At 60.9% G+C, this 19,152-nt stretch carries 17 protein-coding genes; 9 read left to right on the top strand and 8 right to left on the bottom strand.

The features are described from left to right. Window positions 1–10: 10 nt before the first annotated feature. From leuC to HPY65_02925, 4 genes are all read right to left on the bottom strand, one after another. Complete coding sequence (leuC, locus tag HPY65_02940) at window positions 11–1,270, bottom strand: 3-isopropylmalate dehydratase large subunit (GenBank protein NPU83420.1); 1,260 nt, start codon at window positions 1,268–1,270, stop codon at window positions 11–13. An 88-nt stretch (window positions 1,271–1,358) separates the two neighbouring features. Next, window positions 1,359–2,300 (bottom strand): hypothetical protein, encoded by a 942-nt coding sequence (locus HPY65_02935; protein ID NPU83419.1) that lies wholly within the window; start codon window positions 2,298–2,300, stop codon window positions 1,359–1,361. Window positions 2,301–2,605: 305 nt separating this feature from the next. Beyond that, entirely contained in the window at window positions 2,606–3,583 is a 978-nt protein-coding gene (locus HPY65_02930; protein NPU83418.1) for a transglutaminase domain-containing protein, read from the bottom strand. 1,137 nt (window positions 3,584–4,720) lie between these two features. Then, the gene (locus tag HPY65_02925) at window positions 4,721–5,242 is read right to left on the bottom strand and encodes a Spy/CpxP family protein refolding chaperone (GenBank protein ID NPU83417.1); all 522 of its coding nucleotides are present in this window, start codon (window positions 5,240–5,242) and stop codon (window positions 4,721–4,723) included. Window positions 5,243–5,504: 262 nt separating this feature from the next. On the opposite strand from HPY65_02925, the gene HPY65_02920 reads away from it, so the two are divergent. The 3 genes from HPY65_02920 to HPY65_02910 are packed head-to-tail and all read left to right on the top strand — an operon-like array spanning window position 5,505 to window position 9,438. Next, window positions 5,505–7,268: a PAS domain S-box protein gene (locus HPY65_02920; GenBank protein NPU83416.1), complete on the top strand. Its 1,764-nt coding sequence runs from the start codon at window positions 5,505–5,507 to the stop codon at window positions 7,266–7,268. Then, on the top strand, window positions 7,265–8,638 hold the full coding sequence (locus tag HPY65_02915; protein NPU83415.1) for a sigma-54-dependent Fis family transcriptional regulator: 1,374 nt from the start codon (window positions 7,265–7,267) through the stop codon (window positions 8,636–8,638). Before HPY65_02920 ends, HPY65_02915 begins: the two co-directional genes overlap by 4 nt. An 8-nt stretch (window positions 8,639–8,646) precedes the next feature. Beyond that, entirely contained in the window at window positions 8,647–9,438 is a 792-nt protein-coding gene (locus HPY65_02910; GenBank protein NPU83414.1) for an electron transfer flavoprotein subunit beta/FixA family protein, read from the top strand. Window positions 9,439–9,477: 39 nt separating this feature from the next. Here the strand turns inward: HPY65_02910 and HPY65_02905 are convergent, their stop codons facing one another. After that, window positions 9,478–9,774, bottom strand: a complete 297-nt coding sequence (locus HPY65_02905; GenBank protein ID NPU83413.1) for a hypothetical protein — start codon at window positions 9,772–9,774, stop codon at window positions 9,478–9,480. A 168-nt stretch (window positions 9,775–9,942) separates the two neighbouring features. On the opposite strand from HPY65_02905, the gene HPY65_02900 reads away from it, so the two are divergent. The 6 genes from HPY65_02900 to HPY65_02875 all read left to right on the top strand — a co-directional run bounded on the left by HPY65_02900 (window position 9,943) and on the right by HPY65_02875 (window position 14,922). Beyond that, window positions 9,943–10,572, top strand: a complete 630-nt coding sequence (locus HPY65_02900) for an MBL fold metallo-hydrolase (protein NPU83412.1) — start codon at window positions 9,943–9,945, stop codon at window positions 10,570–10,572. A gap of 49 nt (window positions 10,573–10,621) precedes the next feature. Then, window positions 10,622–11,509 (top strand): phosphoribosylaminoimidazolesuccinocarboxamide synthase, encoded by an 888-nt coding sequence (locus HPY65_02895; GenBank protein NPU83411.1) that lies wholly within the window; start codon window positions 10,622–10,624, stop codon window positions 11,507–11,509. A 113-nt stretch (window positions 11,510–11,622) separates the two neighbouring features. Beyond that, window positions 11,623–12,024, top strand: coding sequence for a hypothetical protein (locus tag HPY65_02890; protein ID NPU83410.1), 402 nt, complete (start codon window positions 11,623–11,625; stop codon window positions 12,022–12,024). Continuing rightward, complete coding sequence (gene dnaJ, locus HPY65_02885) at window positions 12,021–13,073, top strand: molecular chaperone DnaJ (GenBank protein NPU83409.1); 1,053 nt, start codon at window positions 12,021–12,023, stop codon at window positions 13,071–13,073. The genes HPY65_02890 and dnaJ overlap by 4 nt, the downstream gene beginning before the upstream one ends. Window positions 13,074–13,215: 142 nt before the next feature. Beyond that, window positions 13,216–13,710, top strand: a complete 495-nt coding sequence (locus HPY65_02880; GenBank protein ID NPU83408.1) for a DUF3568 family protein — start codon at window positions 13,216–13,218, stop codon at window positions 13,708–13,710. 225 nt (window positions 13,711–13,935) lie between these two features. Next, window positions 13,936–14,922, top strand: a complete 987-nt coding sequence (locus tag HPY65_02875; protein ID NPU83407.1) for a flippase-like domain-containing protein — start codon at window positions 13,936–13,938, stop codon at window positions 14,920–14,922. On the opposite strand, the gene HPY65_02870 is transcribed toward HPY65_02875, so the two are convergent. Genes HPY65_02870 through HPY65_02860 form a run of 3 tightly spaced genes read right to left on the bottom strand, consistent with a single transcriptional unit; the run spans window position 14,923 to window position 19,143 of the window. Continuing rightward, window positions 14,923–16,314: a sigma-54-dependent Fis family transcriptional regulator gene (locus HPY65_02870; protein NPU83406.1), complete on the bottom strand. Its 1,392-nt coding sequence runs from the start codon at window positions 16,312–16,314 to the stop codon at window positions 14,923–14,925. After that, window positions 16,307–18,577, bottom strand: a complete 2,271-nt coding sequence (locus tag HPY65_02865; protein NPU83405.1) for a HAMP domain-containing protein — start codon at window positions 18,575–18,577, stop codon at window positions 16,307–16,309. The genes HPY65_02870 and HPY65_02865 overlap by 8 nt, the downstream gene beginning before the upstream one ends. Beyond that, the gene (locus tag HPY65_02860; protein ID NPU83404.1) at window positions 18,574–19,143 is read right to left on the bottom strand and encodes a DUF4390 domain-containing protein; all 570 of its coding nucleotides are present in this window, start codon (window positions 19,141–19,143) and stop codon (window positions 18,574–18,576) included. Before HPY65_02860 ends, HPY65_02865 begins: the two co-directional genes overlap by 4 nt. Window positions 19,144–19,152 lie beyond the last annotated feature (9 nt).

Raw genomic sequence — 19,152 nt, 5'->3', positions numbered from 1 at the left:
CGGGCACCCCCTACAGTTCGTCGGGTCCGGCGATCCGGCCCAGGACGGCCGACGCCGCCGCCACGGCGGGGTTGGCCAGGTAGACTTCGCTTTTCGTGTGCCCCATGCGGCCCACGAAGTTCCGGTTCGTCGTCGCCACGGCCCGCTCGCCCTCCGCCAGGATCCCCATATGCCCGCCCAGACAGGCGCCGCACGTGGGGGGGCCGATGACGGCGTCGGCGGCCAGGAAAATTTCCAGGAGCCCTTCCCGCAGGGCCATACCGTACACCTCCGGCGTGGTGGGGACAACGATCAGGCGGAGTCCCGGCGCCGCCTTCCTGCCCTTGAGCAGCGCGGCGGCGATCCGCAGGTCTTCGATCCGGCCGTTCGTGCAGGAGCCGATGTAGACCTGGTCGATGGGGACGTTCCCCACGTCGCGGATCCCCCGGGTGTTGGAGGGCAGGTGGGGAAAGGCCACCTGGGGTTCCAGGGCGGCCAGGTCCACCTCCAGGCGCTCGGCGTACCGGGCGTCCGGATCGGAGGCAAGAAGGCTGCCGGTGCGACCGGCCCGCTCCTTCACGTAGGCCTCCGTGATTGCGTCGGGGGCGAAGATCCCGTTTTTGGCGCCCGCCTCGATGACCATGTTGGCCATGGTGAACCGGTCCGCCAGGGACAGGGCGGAGACGCCGTCGCCCTTGAACTCCATGGCCTTGTACAGGGCGCCGTCGACGCCGATCCGTCCGATGACGTGGAGGATAACGTCCTTTCCGGTCACCCAGCGCCCCGGACGGCCGCGGAGAACGATCTCCATGCTCTCGGGAACGCGGAGCCAGACTTCGCCGGTCATCATGACCGCCGCGAGATCGGTGCTTCCGACGCCGGTGGAGAAGGCCCCCAGGGCACCGTACGTGCAGGTGTGGCTGTCGGCTCCGATGACCACGTCACCGGGGACGACAATCCCCTTCTCGTGGAGCAGGACGTGCTCGACGCCGCACCTTCCGCCTTCGTAATAGTGGGTCAGGCCCTGCTCCCGGGCGAATTCCCGGAGGATCTTCACCTGTCCCGCCGAGAGGATGTCCTTGTTGGGGGTGAAATGGTCCGCCACCAGGACAACCTTTTCCGGATCGAAGACCTTCCCGCCTCCGGCCTTGCGAAACTCGTCGATGGCGATGGGCGCCGTGATGTCGTGCCCCAGGGCCACGTCCACACGGGCGTTGATGAGCATCCCCGGACGGATGTCCGTGAGATCGGTGTGCCGGAGAAGGATTTTTTCGGTGATGGTGAGGCCCATTTGGATTCGCTCCACAAATGCCGGGTGGCGTTCTTTCTATAATATCTTCGCCCGTTAATCAACCCGAACGTTCCGAAACAAGCCGCCGTCAGGGCGGAACGCCGGCGCGGCTCCGACCTGCCGCTTTCCGCGGATCCTCCGGCCGGATGATCCGCTCGAGTTCCGGAAGCCAGGCCCCCTTTCCGTGATCGTAGGTCCGGACGACAACCCGGTCGGGGAAAAGGTAAAGGGAATTTGTCCAGATACCGGCCCGGTTCATGTCGGGATTGTGGATGTTCGTGACGCGCCGCTCATAGACGTTGACCGCCGAGGCGAATCCCTCATGCGTCGGAACCGTGTGGGTGTGGCCGGAGACCCAGAGGAAGACCTGGGGGTTCTCCATCAGGACGTCATGGATCCGGTCGGCCGGCTGGGCGATGTAGTTCGGCGTGTTGACGCGGAAATTGTAATCCGGAAGCGTGCCCCGAAGGGGGGCGTGGAAAAACACAATGGTCGGGAGCCGGCGGTGCTTTTTCAGTTCCGACCTGAGCCAGTCCACCTGCCGGTACGACATCTCTGCGAGATGCTCGGGCCGCTCCGGCGAGAGGAAAACGAGGAGGTAGCCGCCCTCTTTTCTGCTGTGGTAGTCGGCCCGCAGGCTGAAGGCCTCCCGGAAACGGCGCCGCTTCTCCTCCCGCGTGGCGTCGTCGCCCCGAACCCTCCTTCCGTTTGCGTTCAGCTCGTCCCGGTAAACGACGTCGTGGTTGCCCGGAACCGGCAGAAACGGTTTCGCGAGTCCGCCGAAGAATCGCTTCACCGTCCGGTACTCCTCGACGGTCCCGCGGTCCTCGCAGAGATCCCCCGCGGCAACGACCAGATCGACATCCGGCCATGAATTCACGGTCCGGAGAACCTGCTCCTTCGCCTCCATATACTGCCCCGGGAAATGGGGATCCCCCAGGACTACGATATGCCGGTAGGTGCGCTCCGCCGCCTCAGCCGGAACGGAAACGAACAGGAACGCCAGAAGAAGACAGAACAGCCGGATCAAGGTCCATCCGGATCCGGATTCCTGTCCGAAGAGAGCCGTCTGCCAAGGCACCGTGCCAGAGCCGGCTTTTCCATATCCGACCATAACCATTCACTTTCACTCCCAGGAAACAACAGGCGGAACTATTACGTCATCCGGCACCATTCCTCAACCACCTTCTTGCGGAGCAGAATCCGGCTGAGGGCTGTACTGCAACAATCCTTTACCGAATCGCGATAGAGGAGGGGGGGATTCCATTTCTCCGTGACAGTCAGGCCCGTACAGAACGGCCGGAAACCGCAAGGAAAGAACGGAACAATGATACTTTATCGGCTGTTGCTGGAAACCAGTTGAATCGGAGGAGCGGGACGGATCGTCTCGTAACCGTCGGGATAGGCAACAGGACAGGCGGACTTGTTGACGGCATCCAGCAGGAGAGCGAAGCGAAGGTGGCCGATTCCCGGCCTGTAGAGCGGGTTTCCCCCCGCAAATTGGTTTGAATGAGGGAAAACGAAGACGTGAACGGAGTTTCTGTTCCGGCCATGCCGTTTCTGGATGGACGTCCAGTCCCCATCGAAAGCCATATTGGTGGTTGCATCCAGCGTCATCCAGCCGCAGGGTAAATATACTTCGTTCATCGCATGCCCGTGGGCAATGATGACTCTGCGATTGGGAATGCCCGCGCGATCGAGCAGCAGTTTGAGTATGTAGGCAAAATCGCTGCAGCAGCCGATCTCGCTCCGCAGATAGTCACCTATTTCGTCCGGGGCGTCCAGCCGGAAGGCCGTTTTCTCATTCATGCTTACACAGCCTACCCTATCCTGCAGAACACGATTCCCGTAGCCCCAGAAGGCCGAAACGGTGTTCATCAGATACAGCGCTTCCAGCTTCCGGCCGTCTTCGATTCCCCATTGTTCTTTCAAGGATTTTCGAGCTTTTTCGAATCTCGCACGGCAGGCTTGATACAGTTCGTCCTCGTTATGGATCCATTCGATGGAAAGTGACGATTTGCTGAAAAGAGCGGGGTCCACCACCGGCAGTTCTGCGATCTCGATCTGTTCCAGCAGTTCACCATATTGTACCGGATAATGCAGAAAAGAGTATGCTCCGATGTAGGCAGGCAGGAGCACGGCAAGGATGAAAATCCGCCGGATGATTCCCCGCCTGGCGATCAGCAGAAGAAACATGCAGGCGGTAACGACAAGACAGCCGTTCATCAGGATGCGCAGGAGAAGGAGCTTGTTCGGACCGATGTTGGATCCGCTGCCGGCAAACACAAGGAGATCGATGCCGGAAACATCCATAAAGAAACGGCTGAACGAGGTTAATGAAGCCGCAAGGAGATAAATTAAAAACAGGCTTCCTGAAAAGAAGGCGAAAAATGCGGAGGGGGCGCACAGGGCGCGCCTCCCCGCCGAAGACCATTTTGAGTAAATTCCGGAGGTCAGCATGAATCACACAAGAACAAAGAACAATCTGAGACCGAAACAAGTATTTTTTTAAATTGCATGTTTATGACGCATCTTTTATTACATTTGCTCTTTTTACTTTATTTTATAAGTAAACCTATATTCATCTATATATTCACCCCTAAGAACATGTTAAAACACCAACAACTAATCGTTTATCGAAACCAAATTCTAACTGCTCGCATAAGTTGTAAATTTATACAACTAATTGTGCTTCTTGTGTCTAAAGACAAAAGGCACTTATTCATGATACGATCCTCAGCAATATCTGCTCTTTGTTAAAACATGGCTCTCTTCATTGATCCCCATAGAAACATCACGGTATAAGCCTGGATTATCCTGAATTTTTATGCATTGTCTTTCCTTCTCGAATCATTCGTTTGAAAAATAATTTTTTCTATGCACACTTAACTTGACTTAACCCATATCTGAAAATTATGAAAATTGTCCGTGTGATATTATTAAAATTCTGTAATGAGCAGGATATGAAATGAGCATGTCCTATCAATGGACCTGTCAAGGACTTGCAGACGTAATCAATCCGACAAGCCTGCCTTTCCCGACATTTCCTTAAGGGTTTTGGCCGGCTGAACAGATCGAATCTGGTAAATGGAACCAACGAATTAGCCAGTGGGAAGAGACTTATTAACAGGATGGATTCCTTCTGGTCCTTTGCGAAAGGCGGCTCATGGAATTCCATGGCATCCTCCCATCGACTTTTTCATGCAACTGAAGGAATGTGAATTCCGGTTTAACCAGAGGGATAAGGATCACAACCAAGCGGTCCAGAAAATGCCAAAAAATGCCTTTCAGCTTGTCAAGACCAGGATGTTTTATGCGAGTTGGGTTCTGGAAGGTACCGTTTGCTGAAGATGGCCCCCTCCCCATCAAACGGGAGAGGGACCGGAGGGCGAGGGTGAAACCGCTCCGGTCCCGTCTCTCTATGTCAGGCGCTATGCGCCGGTTGGGGGCTTACCAGCCCCGGGGACCCATTCCCCGTCCCTGGCCGCGGTCGGGGCCCCAGCCGTCACATCCGGCTCCCGCTCCCGGGCCGAATCCGCGGACGAATCCGGGACCGCGCGACTGGATTTGGGCCTTCTGTTCGGGTGTCAGGACATTCAGCATCTGGAGGCGGTGTTTCGTGGCCTTTTCATTCAACTGGGCCTTGATGGAATCGATATCTCTGTTCACTTTCAGGATCTTCTCCTCGTTCGGGGTCGTCTCGAGCCAGAGGTTCCGGAGTTCTCCCCGCTTCTCGAACATCGCCGCCTGGAGGGGCTGGACTTCCTTCTGGTGGGCCACCCGCAGGGCCCGGACCTTCTCGTTCTGATCCGCCGTCAGGTTCAGGCCAACCGGACCGCCGACGTCAGCGGCGTTGTAACAGGGGCCTCTCCCCCAGCCTCTTCCTCCGCCCGGGCCATAGGCCCAGGTCGTGGTCGCCATCAGGACAACAGCCAGAATTGCCACCGTTGTCATCCATGTCTTGCCTTTCATTTTTGGATCTCCTTTCTGTATTGCTCTTTCCGAATTTGAATTCTTTGCCGTGTCGTGTTGTTTCCCTTTTGTGGGGATTAAGAGCAACGGCTGTGCCAACCCCGCACGTGCAACACAATTACTCGATTCCATTATGCTTCTAAAAAACAAAGGTCCTCCATTCCCCTGCCCGGCGCACGAACGAGAAAAAAGGTGGATACAGAATAACCGCCTGTGGTATCCGCTTGGATACTAACTATCCACCCCATGATGGCGTTTGCTCATGAAGGTCCGGACGAAACAGACAAAACCCGCTCGCTTCTCCTTCGGAAAATTTTCCTGGGCCGGTTTCTCGCCCTGGGTCATCCTCGGCGCCGCCGCCATTCTTGCCCCCCTGTACAGCTGGATGGCCCTGACAAGCATGACCCGCCATGAGGCATTCATGAACCAGCTCCTCATGGAGAAGGGAGAAGCCCTGATCCGCTCCTACGAGGCGGGAGCACGAACGGGCCTGGGCCTGCACAGCTGGGGCTACCTGGAGCTGCAGAAGCTGCTCATCGAAACGGCCCAGCAGAAAGGGGTCGACTATATGGTCGTCGTGGACGGCGAAGGTACGATCCTGGCGGACAGCGACCCCTCGTCGGTGGGCCGTCCCTATGGAACCGACCTGGATCTCAAGGAGATCGCCCGCTCCAGGCAGGTCCGCTGGCGACGGGTCCCGAATCCCGGCGGCGAAGACAGCTTCGAGGTCTACCGCGGGTTTTCGCCGGCCGCCGGCCGCCCTCCCTTCGGGCCGGGGGGACGGATTTCTCCTCCGGTGAGCCCGGAGACGATCCGGCAGCTGATCGTTTTTGTCGGTCTGGACACGACGCCTCTCGAGGATATCCGGAAACGGCAGAGAAACCAGTCGATCGCCCAGGGCGCTCTTTTCCTCCTGATCGGATGCGCCGGATTTCTGATCCTCTTCATCGTGCAGGAATGGCGGACGACACGGCAGTCGTTATCCCGGATCAAAGCCTTCTCGGACCGGCTCGTGGAGCACATGCCCATCGGTCTCATCGCCGTTGGAAACGACGGCCTCATCGCCGCCTGCAACCGATCGGCCGAGGACATCCTCGGCCTCGCCCCAGGCGGGGTGGACGGCCGACCGGCCCGGGAAATCCTCCCCCAGTGCCTGCGGGATCTGCTGACGGAGTTGCGGGAAAGCGGGAAAACCCTCGAGAAGGAACTGGAATGCCAGATGGAGGACGGCCGCACCCTTCCCCTGGAGGCCCTGGCCACAACCCTGGAATCGGAAGAAGGCACGCCGCTCGGATCCATTCTTTTGTTCCGGGACATCGCGGAAATGCGTCAGCTCAAGGAAGAAGTCGTCCGGAGCCAGCGCCTGGCGTCCCTGGGCAGCCTGGCCGCCGGCGTGGCCCATGAAATCCGCAACCCTCTGAGCTCCATCAAGGGATTCGCCACGTACTTCCGGGAGCGCTACCGGGACGTTCCGGAAGATCGCGGCACCGCGGACATCCTGATCCAGGAGGTCGACCGGCTCAACCGGGTCATCACCCAGCTCCTGGAGTTCGCCCGTCCCATGACGCTCCAGCGGGTCCCCGTTTCCATCGGCGAAGCGGCCGAGCGGGCGCTCCGGGTCATCGCGGGGGAGATCCGGGAAAAGAACATCGCCGTCGAGATCCGGATCCCTTCCGATCTGCCGGCAGTCACCGCGGATCCGGACCGGCTGCATCAGGTTTTTCTCAACCTGTACCTGAACGCCCTGGCCGCCATGAAGCCCGGCGGGATTCTGACCACGGCAGCGGCGGCCGATCCGGAAGGTGCCGTCCGGGTGCGGATTGCGGACACGGGGGCGGGCATCCCGGTGGAAGACCTGTTGCGCGTCTTCGACCCCTATTACACGACCAAACCATCCGGAACGGGCCTGGGGCTGGCCATCGTCCACAAGATCGTCGAGGCCCACGGCGGCGACATCCGCCTGGAGAGCGAGCCGGGCAGAGGGACCACCGTGACGTTCCGGATCCCCGGCAGGAAAGAAACATGAAAAAAAACGAGCACATTCTCGTCGTAGACGACGACCGGGCGCACCGGACCATGTTGAAGACCCTCCTGGGCGGCTGGGGATACGCCGTCACCGAGGCGGACGACGGCTCCGCCGCCGTGGCCGCGGTCCGGGAGGGACCGTTCGACCTGATCCTGATGGACATCCGGATGATCCATGTCTCGGGAATCGAGGCCCTGACGGAGATCAAGGCCTTCAATCCCGCCATCCCGGTCATCCTCATGACGGCCTACGCCTCGGTGGAAACCGCGGTGGAGGCCCTCAAGAAGGGCGCCTACGATTACCTCACGAAACCCCTTGATTTCGACGAGTTGAAGCTGACAATCCGGCGGGCCATGGAGCATCTCCGCCTGGCGGAGGAGAACCGGCTCCTCCGGGAAAACATGGAGGACCGGTACAGCCGCATGAACCTCCTGGGACACTCCGCCGCGATGACCCGGCTCCTGGAGACGGTCTCCCAGATCGCCCCCACGGAGGCGACGGTCCTCGTCACCGGCGAATCGGGTACGGGCAAGGAACTGATCGCCGGGGCGATCCATTACGGGAGCCTCCGGAAAGACGGCCCTTTCGTCAAGATCAACTGCGCCGCCCTGACGGAAAGCCTCCTGGAGTCGGAGCTCTTCGGCCACGAGAAGGGGGCCTTCACCGGGGCCGACCGGCGCAAGGAGGGAAAATTCCGCCAGGCCGACGGGGGAACCCTCTTTCTCGACGAGGTGAGCGAGATGTCCCTGGGGATGCAGGTGAAGCTCCTCCGGGTGCTCCAGGAACGGGAGATAACGCGGGTGGGCGGGAGCGACGTTCTGAAAGTGGACGTGCGCATCATCGCAGCCACGAACAAGGATCTCCGCCAGGAAATCGGCCAGGGGCGCTTCCGGGACGACCTCTTCTATCGTCTCAATGTCGTCAATCTCGTTGTGCCCCCCCTCCGGGAGCGCCGGGAGGATATCCCGCTGTTGGCCCAGCATTTCCTGGCCCAGTTTGCGGAAAAGAACAGGAAGGGCATAAAGGGCTTCACGCCCCGGGCGATGGACGGCCTCCTCCGGCATGAATGGCCGGGAAACGTCCGCGAACTCATGAACGCCGTCGAGCGGGGCGTGGTCATGGCCAGATCGGAATGGCTCGGGGAGGAGGACCTGGCCCTGACGCTCCCTGACGGTACTTCGCCCGTCTCACCGGAGCCGTCGGAGGAGACGGGCCTGACCGTGGAGGGAACGTCCCTCGACGAGCTGGAACGGGCCGCCATCCTGAAGACCCTGGAGGGAGCCGGAGGGAACAAGAGCGAGGCTGCCCGCCGGCTCGGCATCACGCGCCGCACCCTCCACAAGAAGCTGAAACAGTACGGGCTGATGTAGGCAGAACCATGAAGGTCCTCGTGTGCATCAAGCAGGTCCCCGACGACGACGCCCCGGTGGCGCCGGACGAAAGCGGAACCCGCTGGAGGGCGGCCGAGGGGGCGGACTGGCGGATCAACCGCTATGACGAACACGCCCTGGAGGAGGCCCTGCGGATCCGGGAGGCGATCCCGGGCACGCGGATCGACGCCGTCTCCGCAGGGCCCCCGCGGGTCCGTACCACCCTGCGCCGTGCCCTGGAGACGGGCGCCGACGAGGGGATCCACATCCTCATCGGGGAAGACCGGAGCCCGATGCCTTCGGAAATCTCGGCCCTTCTGGCTGCCTGGGCCGGCGGCAGGGGCTACGACCTGATCCTGGCGGGAACCCTTTCGGAAGACGACATGCACGGCCAGACGGGCCCCATGCTGGCGGCATACCTGGACTGGCCGTGGGCCACCTCGGCAATCCGCCTGGACGTCCACCCGGAGGGGCAGGCCGGCGTGGAAGGCCCCTCCATCGGCGTGGAGAGGGAAATGGAAGGGGGAAGGAGGGAGATCCTGATGATCCGCCTCCCGGCAGTCGTAGCGGTCCAGACAGGCATCAACCGCCCGCGTTACCCGGCCCTGTCGCATGTGCTCCGCGCCCGCTCGCAGGGTCTCACGGAAGTCCCGGCGGGCGCCCTGCCGGCTCCGGAAATCCGGGAGCGCCCGCGGCAGGTCTCGGCCCCACCGCCCGCATCCTGCCGCTTCCTGGAGGGGACAACGGAGGAGAAGGCGCGGGAACTCCTTCGGATCCTCCACGAACGATCGCTGCTCTGACCCGGTCTTCCCGGGATAAAGCCGCCCGCCGTCCCGGAATCAGCGGTTGAAGAGAGCCTTTTCTTCCGCTTCCGTCCGCTCCCGCACCTCGGAACGCCAGGGATTGTGATAGGACCGGCAGCCGAGTCCAGCCTGAAGCTGCTCCCGGATGAAACCGGACATGCCCCCGGGCTCGACCATGAGGCGGCAGACGTAGCGCGAGCCGTTCCAGTGCAGCTCCGGGCAGCGGCGGTCGCGCTTTCCGGGATGGCGGTGCAGTCCGAAGGTGCAGGTATGGCGGATGCAGCAGTATCCGCAGCCGACGCAGTCGTGACGGTCCGATTTCTCCCGGATCATGGGTCTCGCCTCTCCGTTCCGCTTCCCGTGATGAACCGGCCGCACCATAAGGCATCGACGGCCGTTGTGTCAAAACAATACGCCGGCGGTTGCCCGGTCAAATTCCGTTGACGGGGAAAAAGGAAAAGTGATAGGCCTGCCCCGAATTGTCCGCATCAGGAGAAAACCATGTTTCTGAAACAGATGCACGTAGGAATGATGGCCATTTTCGCCTACATCGTCGGCGATCCCCAGACGGGGGAAGGGCTGGTCATCGATCCGGCGGCGAACACCGCCGGCATTCTCGAGGAAGTCGGCAAGGCGGGCCTCCATATCAAGTATATCGTGAACACCCACGGCCACGTGGATCACATATCAGGCAACCAGGAGATGAAGAAGAAGACGGGCGCCCAAATTGTCATCCATGAGGCTGATGCGGACATGCTGACGTCCACGCCGGCCATGATGCTTGCCATGTTCCGGGCCCAGAAATCGCCTGCGGCGGATCTCACCGTCCGGGACGGCGATACGATCACCGTCGGCGGCGTGTCCCTGAAAGTCCTTCACACCCCCGGCCATACGCCCGGGGGGATGGCCCTCTACACGGAAGGCTACGTCTTCACGGGAGACACGCTCTTCGTCGAGGCGGTGGGCCGGACCGATCTTCCCGGCGGATCCTGGCAGGTCATGAGCCGATCCATCCGGGAGCGGCTGCTCACGCTCCCCGACGACACGGTGGTCCTGCCGGGCCACAACTATGGTCGCCGCCCCACCTCCACGATCGGCCACGAAAAGAAATTCAATCCCTTCCTGCGATAACCGGCCCCCCGGGCAGGAGAAAACGACTCGAACGGAGGCGCAATCAGCCATGAAAGAATCGAAAGGCCTGATGGAAACGAACCTGAGCGGACTGCAGCTGGCGGGACGCGGGAAGGTCCGCGACATCTACGACCTGGGGAACCACCTTCTCATCGTGACGACGGACCGCATCTCCGCCTTCGACGTGGTCATGCAGGATCCAATCCCCGGCAAGGGCCGGATTCTGACCGGCATGTCGGTGTTCTGGTTCAAAAAGACGGAGGATCTCGTTCAAAACCACCTGGTTTCCGTCGATCCGGCCGATTTCCCCGCATCCTGCGCACCCCACCGGGAGGTTCTGGACGGACGCTCCATGATGGTGAAAAAGGCCCGCCCCCTGCCCGTGGAATGCATCGTTCGCGGCTACCTGAGCGGCTCCGGCTGGCAGGAATACCGGAAGAGCCGTTCCATCTGCAGCATCCCCCTTCCGGAAGGGCTGACGGAGTCGTCCCGGCTTCCGGAGCCCCTGTTCACGCCGACCACCAAGGCGGAAATCGGGCAGCACGACATGCCCATGACCCGGAAAGAAATGGAGAACACGATCGGGACGGACCTGACGGAACGGGTCATCGAACTCAGTATCGCCGTCTATCGGCGGGCCGCCGACCGGGCCCTCAAGGCGGGAATCATCATCGCCGACACGAAAATGGAATTCGGTCTTCTGGACGGCGAGCTGATCCTGATCGACGAGCTGCTGACTCCCGATTCCTCGCGCTTCTGGCCAGCCGACTCCTACGAGGAGGGGCGCTCCCAGATGAGCTTCGACAAGCAGTTCCTCCGTGATTATCTCCTTTCGCTGAACTGGAACCAGAAACCGCCGGCGCCGGTCCTTCCCGTGGACATCGTCCAAAAAACCCTGAGCCGCTATGAAGAGGCCCTGCAGCGGCTGACGGGATAATGGGCGACCGCCTTGACAGACCCATCCCCCGTGATTAGCTTTAGCCGTTGAATAAACGGATCCGGTATCGTCTCGACACGCACCGACCGGACAGGGTGGTCCAGTAATTCCTCATGAAACGCCAAGAACTTCCCGACTACAAGGAAAAGCAGCGGATTCTCCATCTCGACAGGACAGATCCAGCCGCGCTCTCCGCCCTGGGAGACCGATACCTTGCCGCCGGGCGGATCGCCGACGCCGTCGAGTGCTTCGGCCGGGGAAATGACGCGGACAGGCTCCGCGCCATCCTGGCCCGTGCCGAGGAAGAGGGGGACGTCCAGTTCTTTCTCCAGGCCGTCAAGGCGCTGGGCCGGGAAGCGACGGGAGAGGAGTGGAACCGGCTTGGCGAACAGGCCCTCCGGAGGGGCCGCCTCACCTTTGCCCGCCATGCCTTTGAAAAGAGCGGCAACGCCGAAGGTCTCCGGCTGGTCCACGAGGCCGTCAGGGCGATCGCGGACGGCGGAGGTGTTTCATGAGCAAGCGCTGTTACTATGAAGTCCTGGAAGTGCAGCGGACTTCCACCGAAGAAGAACTGAAGAAGAGCTACCGCCGGCTGGCGATGCAGTATCACCCGGACAGGAATCCCGGGGACCGGGAAGCGGAGGATAAATTCAAGGAAGCCGCGGAGGCCTATGAGGTCCTGAGCGATCCTCAGAAGCGCGAGATTTATGACCGTTACGGCCACGAAGGGCTTACGAGCAGCGGCTTCCGCGGATTTTCCGGGTTCGAGGACATCTTTTCCAGCTTCGGCAGTGTCTTCGAAGACATTTTCGGCTTTCGCGGCGGCCGTTCCCGAACGGCGGCGCGCGCCGGATCCGACCTGCGCTATGATCTTTCCCTCTCCTTCATGGAGGCCGTAACGGGCGTCGCCAAGGACATCGACCTCGAGAAACTCGAACAGTGCCGGGAGTGCGAAGGCTCCGGATCGGCCCCCGGAACGGCTCCGGAAATCTGCAGCCGCTGCCGGGGCCGCGGTCAGGTCACCCAGACGAGCGGTTTTTTCAGCATCAGCTCAACCTGCCCCTCCTGCCGGGGACAGGGATCGGTCATCACGAAACCCTGCAAAGCCTGCCGAGGAACCGGTCGGGAACGCGTTCAGAAAACCGTGTCGCTGAAAATCCCCGCCGGCGTGGAAACAGGTTCCCGCCTGCGCCTCCGGGGAGAAGGTGAAAGGGGAGAGCACGGAGGCCCCAGCGGCGATCTCTACATTTTCATCCACGTGGAGGCGCACGAATTCTTCGAGCGCAGCGGAGACGACATCTATTGCCGCATCCCGATCTCCTTCGTTCAGGCCGCTCTCGGCGCCAGCATCGAGGTGCCGACGCTGGAAGGAACGGAAAAGCTTAAGATCCCGCGAGGCACCCAGGGCGGCAAGACCTTCCGTCTGAAGGGCAGAGGGATCGCCCGCCTCCGAAGCCACGGCCGGGGCGATCAGATCATCGAAACCGTGGTTACCATCCCGACCTCGCTGAACCGGAAACAGGAAGAACTCCTCCGGGAATTCGAACGCCTCGGGGGAGAATGACGGATTCTCCTTTCCTTCCCGCCGCGCTCGTTCGTGACGGCGCCGCGAAAATGTGCTAAGAGACCGACATCCCCGGTGGTGACGGCTTGCCCGTCCATCCCGCACCGGCGGCCACCAACTCCAGACTAAAAAAGGAGGTGCTATGACAGACAAGTGGAAAAAAGCGCTGGCGGTGCTGTTCGGGGCCCTGATGCTCGCAGGATGCGGCGTGGAAACGGCCCTGGTCGTCGGAGGGCTCGCCGCAGTGGGAGCCGGCGGCGGCACTTATGCATACGTCAACGGGGAACTGAAAACCGATTACTACTATACGATGGACAAGACCTGGCTGGCCTGCGAGAAGACCGTGGCCGACATGAAGGGTCGGGAGGTGGTTCCGGAGCGCAAGATCGGCGAGGGGACGATCAAGGCCGTCATCGACGGGGAGGATGTGGTGATCGGACTCAGATACAAGGACAAGGCCGTCACGACCGTCTCCGTCCGGGTGGGGCTGTTCGGCAACAAGTTGTCCTCACAGCTCATTCAGGACCGGATTCGGGATAACATTACAAAAAGCGAACACGAAGGGCTGGGAAACGGGCCGGCACCGATCGGCAATCCCTCGCCGGCGGGCAGCAGCCCCGCACCGGCAAATCGGTAGGGTAACAGGCAAGGCCGCCCGTCGCGGAGGGAATGCAGCCAAGGGTCCGCATCATGAGGACCGGTCCTTAACGAAATCCTGCATCCGGGTGGACCCTTTTCGACAACCAGGTCTTCCCGCAGTTCATCCACGACCGGATCCGGGGAAAATGACGAACAGACGAGGAATCCCGGCGCCCTTTGGGGGAAACGACGGATCGAGCGCCATCGTCGGCCGGGAATGCCCATGAAGAAGAAACTGATCCTTGGAATCCTGTTGAGCGCGTTCCTGGTCTGGCTCTCCGTGCGGGGCATCCGTTTCGGGGACGTTGCGGAGGGATTCCGGTCGATCCGCTACGGTTTTGTCGTTCCGGCGCTCGCGGGCATGCTGATCATGCAGATCCTCCGATCCTGGCGCTGGGGACTGATCCTGAAACCACTGGAATCGGTCCGTCCATGGACCGTTTTTGAAGTTTCCAATGTCGGATTCATGGCCATCACGGCCCTGCCGGCCCGCCTGGGTGAACTGGTCCGGCCCTACCTCATCGCCCGGAAGAGCGGCATCCGGATGACCGCCGCCCTGGGCACAATCCTCGTGGAACGGGTCATGGACGGGGCGACCGTGCTTTTCCTGGCTATGATCGCCCTGCAGTGGACGCCCTTTCCCCCCTGGCTCGTCCGCTCCGGCATCCTGTTCGGAACGGCCATGCTGGGATTGATCTTCCTCATGATCTTCCTGTCATTCCGGAGGGAAAACTCGATTCAGGCGGCGGAGTTCGTCATTCGCCGTTTCCCGGACCGCATTGCCGTCCGTGTCCGGGGAATGATCCATCATTTCATCGACGGGTTCCGGATTGTCCGCGACGTGCGCCTTCTTGTCCAGGTGGGGGCGATGTCGATCCTGATCTGGATCGTGGACGTGGCGATCATCTACGCCATGTTCGCCGCCTTCTCCATTCCCCTGTCCATGACGGCTGCCCTGATCCTGATGGTCGTCCTCCTGATCGGAATCGCCATCCCCACAGCCCCCGGGTTCATCGGGAACTGGCACTACGCATGCATCCTGGGTCTTGGGTTGTTCGGCATTCCCAAGGCGGAAGCACTGCCCTTCGCCGTGGTCTATCACTTCCTTTCCGTACTGTTCATCGTAATCATGGGGCTTCCGTTCCTGCCCTTCATGCGGTTCTCCCTGGCAGACCTGCAGCAGCAGATGAACGGCGGGGGAAAGCCCTGATCAGGAAGGCTGGGAGTCACGGTCTTCGGGTTTGGATTCCAGCCCGAAGGACTTGATTTTCCGGTGGAGGTTGCTCCGCTCCAGCCCGATGGCCTCCGCCGTCCGGGAGATGTTTCCTTCGAATTCCTTCAGCTTTTTCATAATGAACTGCTTTTCAAAGTCCTGCCGGGCCTCCCGGAGGGAGTCCGCCTCCGGGGAAACGTCGGGGACCTCCGGCCGATGGCCGTTCTCCGTCTTCTGCAGCAGGGGGATGTCGGCCGCGCCGATAACTCTGCCGGGCGTCATGATGACGAGGCGTTCGACGATGTTCTTCAGCTCCCGCACGTTCCCCGGCCAGTCGTGCCGCATGAGCGTCTCCAGGGCCTCGTCGCTCATGGTTTTTTCCACCTCCCCTTCCTTGAGCGAAAAATCGTGGATGAAACGGGTTACCAACAGCGGAATGTCCTCCCGCCGGTCCCGCAGGGGCGGCACATGGAGGGGGATGACGTTCAGACGGTAATAGAGGTCCTGGCGGAACCGCCCTTCCTCCATTTCCCGCTCCAGGTCCTTGTTGGTGGCTGCCAGGACCCTGACGTCCGTGGAGATGAGCCGGTTGCCCCCCACCCGTTCGAAGGTCTTCTCCTGGAGAATCCGGAGGATCTTCGCCTGGGCCTTCTGGCTCATGTCGGCCACTTCGTCGAGGAAGATGGTCCCCTCGTTGGCCAGGTCGAACTTGCCCCGCTTCTTCGAAGTGGCTCCCGTGAAGGCGCCCTTTTCGTGGCCGAAAAGCTCGCTCTCGATCAGCTCCTCCGGGATGGCCGCACAGTTGACCTCCACGAAGGGTTTCTGGTTCCGACGGCTCCGGCGGTGAATGGAGCGGGCCACCAGTTCCTTCCCGGTCCCGTTTTCCCCCATGATGAGTATCCAGGCGTTGGTGGGGGCCACAATGGAGATCGACTCCTTGAGATCCATAATGGCGGCGCTCTTGCCCGTCAGCTCGAAGCTCTGGGTGAGCTTCTGCTTCAGGAGGACGTTCTCCTCCTCCAGACGCATCATGTCCACCGCGTGGTTGATCACCAGAATGATCTTCTCCAGGGAAAGGGGCTTCTCGATGAAATCGAAAGCACCCAGCTTGGTCGCCTTGACGGCCGTCTCGATGGTGCCGTGCCCGGACATCATGACCACCCGGGTCTGGGGGTATTCGGTCTTGATGATCTTGAGGGCTTCGATGCCGTCCATTCCTGGGAGCCAGATATCCAGGAGCACCAGGTGGGGAGCCTCCTCCTCCATCATTCGGAGGGCGTCTTCGGCACTTGCCGCCGTATGGACTTCGTAGCCCTCGTCACTGAGGATTCCCTCGAGGGACTGGCAGATGCTTTTTTCGTCGTCGACAATGAGGATATTCTTATGCATGTTCCGCTTCCAGGGTGGGTTGCTTCATCGCTGCGCTCCCGTCGCCTTCCGTCACAGGAAGCATGAAGGAGACGACGGTTCCACAGGGTGCGTTGTCCGCCACCCGGACCTCGCCCAAGTGGTCGGAGATGATGGAGCTGACGATGGCCAGGCCGAGGCCGGTTCCGGATACCTTCGTCGAGAAATAGGGTTCGAAGATCTTCATCTTGTAGCGCGGCGGCACCCCGCAGCCGTTATCCGCCACAGCCACTGTCACCAGGGAGTTCTGCCGGTCGTAGGCGGAACGGACGGCAATGTGCCCCGCGGTGTTCTGGACCGCCGCCACGGCGTTGTCCAGGAGATTGACCATGACCCGCTTGATCTGCTCGGCGTCGATGAGAAGCCGGGGAATCTCCGGGTCTAGATCGAGATCGAACTGGAGGTCCTTATGGGCGTCCTGGAACAGGACCACCGGATCGGTGATGACCGCGTTGAGGTCGTTGGGCGACGGATTCGTCACAGGCATCCGCGCGTATTGGGAGAAGGCGTTGACCAGGTTCTTGAGGACATCCACCTGGGCGATGATGGTCTTTGTGCATTCCTGGAAGACATTTCCGTCCTCCCCGAGGCGGTCTCCGTATCTGCGCTGCAGTCTCTGGGCAGAAAGCTGAATCGGCGTCAAGGGGTTTTTGATCTCGTGGGCCATGCGCCGCGCCACTTCCCGCCAGGCCGCGGCCCGTTCGGCCTTCTGCATCTCCGTCAGGTCCTCGAAGACGACCACGACCCCCATGTCGCGCCCCTCGTCGTCCCGGATGTCGGTCGCGGTCATGAGGATTGTGATGGCCCGGCCCTCCACGACGATCTCCATCTGCTTCTGGATGGAACCCTCGGGACTCTCCTTCATTTCCTGAAGCAGCTCCCGGACCATCGTAAGCTGTTCCGCCGTCAGGAACTCGCGGTAAGACTTCCAGAGAATCCGCTCCGTCTGGAGATGGAGCATCCGCTCCGCCGCCCGGTTGACGGCGGTTATGCTGCCGTCCCGGTCGACGGCGATCACGCCCGCCGAGACGTTGCCCAGGACCGTTTCCATGTATTTCCGGCGTTCTTCCAGGTCCTCGTTCGCTTCCTCCAGGCGCTGGTTCGACTTCTTGAGTTCCCGGGTCATGGCATTGAAGGACTGCCCTAAAACTCCTATCTCATCATCCCCCGCGGAGTTGATCTGGTGGTCCAGGTCGCCGGCGGCGATCCTCCGGGTGGCCTCCGCCAGATCGGCAATGGGCTCGTTGATGCCCTTCGCCAGGAACAGGCCGAACCAGGTGGCGGAAAAAAGGATCAGGAGCGTCACCACCGACAGGGTGATCACGTAGGTGAACTTGACCGGGTTCTTCAGGATCTTCAACTGCCGGTATTGCTCCGAGGCGGCGGAGATGACGGCCATCTTGTCCACCATGGTCTTGGGCATGACGTAACTGACCGTTACGTATCCGATGACCTCCTTGGGGACCAGCGACGTGTAAACCGGAGCAATCCCCCGGATGATCTCCCCGGCGGCAGTGGAGGACTCGATCTCCGCCACTTCCTGTCCCGCATAGACCTTCTCGAGTTGCGCGGCCGTCAGGACGGACGGGGGAATGGTTTCACTGGCGGTACTGCGGACGATCATCTCCTCCCGCTTGCTGTCGAAGTGCACCTCCAGGACCCCAAGGTTGAGGCTGGCCTGCCGCCGCTCCATGAGGGCCTTCAGATACGAATGCTTGTCCGGCTCATAAAGACGGTTGTCGGTGATCTCCCCGCTGATGCCGCGGGCATGGTACCGGGCGTACTCGGTCCCCTGCTGATAGTAGTACTGAGCCACCTCCAGGGTCGTGTTCAGGGCATCTCCAAGACGCACGTTGAACCAGTTCTCGATGCTGGAGGAGAGAAAATTGATGGACACGACAAACAGGAGGGCCGTGGGGATCAGGGACAGGCTCACAAAGGCCGCCACCAGCTTGGCGCGCCATCTCGACCCGATGACGCCGCGCCGCCGCTCGAACACGAGCTTCACCACGTTGCGGACAATCAGGAAGATGAGGAGGATGATCAGGATGATGTTGATGTTGATGAAGCCGAAGATCAGGACGTTGTCCGATATGGGCAGAACATGGCCCCGCCAGGAAACGTTGCTCTCCACATAAGCCAGCAGGATGATCAGCGCCACCGTCAAAAGGATGATGAGGCGCTCACGCCGCCTTTTTCGGGCCTCCTTCTCGTCGATCGCCGGATTCTTCCGTTTCGGTTTCATTCGCGATAGATGAACCTGTATGTGTGCCAGGGCGTCTCCAGATCCCACAGGGAGACGAACAGAAAGACATATTCCAGCCTGAGGGGGAGACGCACCCGGTCCAGCTTGGCCATCACTTTCATGTAGTATTCCGTGTTTTTCGAAAGCGCCTTCACCGAAGCGACGGGAAAGCCGTTCAGATCCGACATGGCGACCTTCGCATCGCCGAGGGTCTGAAACACCGCAGGCTCGGATCCGCCGTCGGAGGAAACCTGAAAGGTCTTTTTCAGGTTATCGTACTTGAGCGTCCGGTTGATCTCGATATCCGAGATCCGGCGGTCAAACCAGAAGGAACGCTCCTGGTAGATACCGGCGTAAAAGGTGAACTGGACGGGGAACCCGGCCATCACGGCCGCACTCATGTCCGGGGTGAAGCCGTCGGATATCTTGCCGTACAGGAGAACCTGCTCTCCCTTGGTCGTGACGAGAATGTCCCGGATGAGCGGTTTCGCCGTTGCCGCTGCCGTTGCGAGGACGGCCGTCATCAGAATCAGGGCGACAGTCGTCAACAAGCTGATTTTTTTCATGGATGTCAT

The sequence above is a fragment of the Syntrophaceae bacterium genome, assembly GCA_013177825.1.
In the GTDB taxonomy this organism is placed as follows: domain Bacteria; phylum Desulfobacterota; class Syntrophia; order Syntrophales; family PHBD01; genus PHBD01.
The sequence above is the reverse complement of the archived record's forward strand: the minus strand, read 5'-3'. Positions and strand labels throughout refer to the sequence as shown.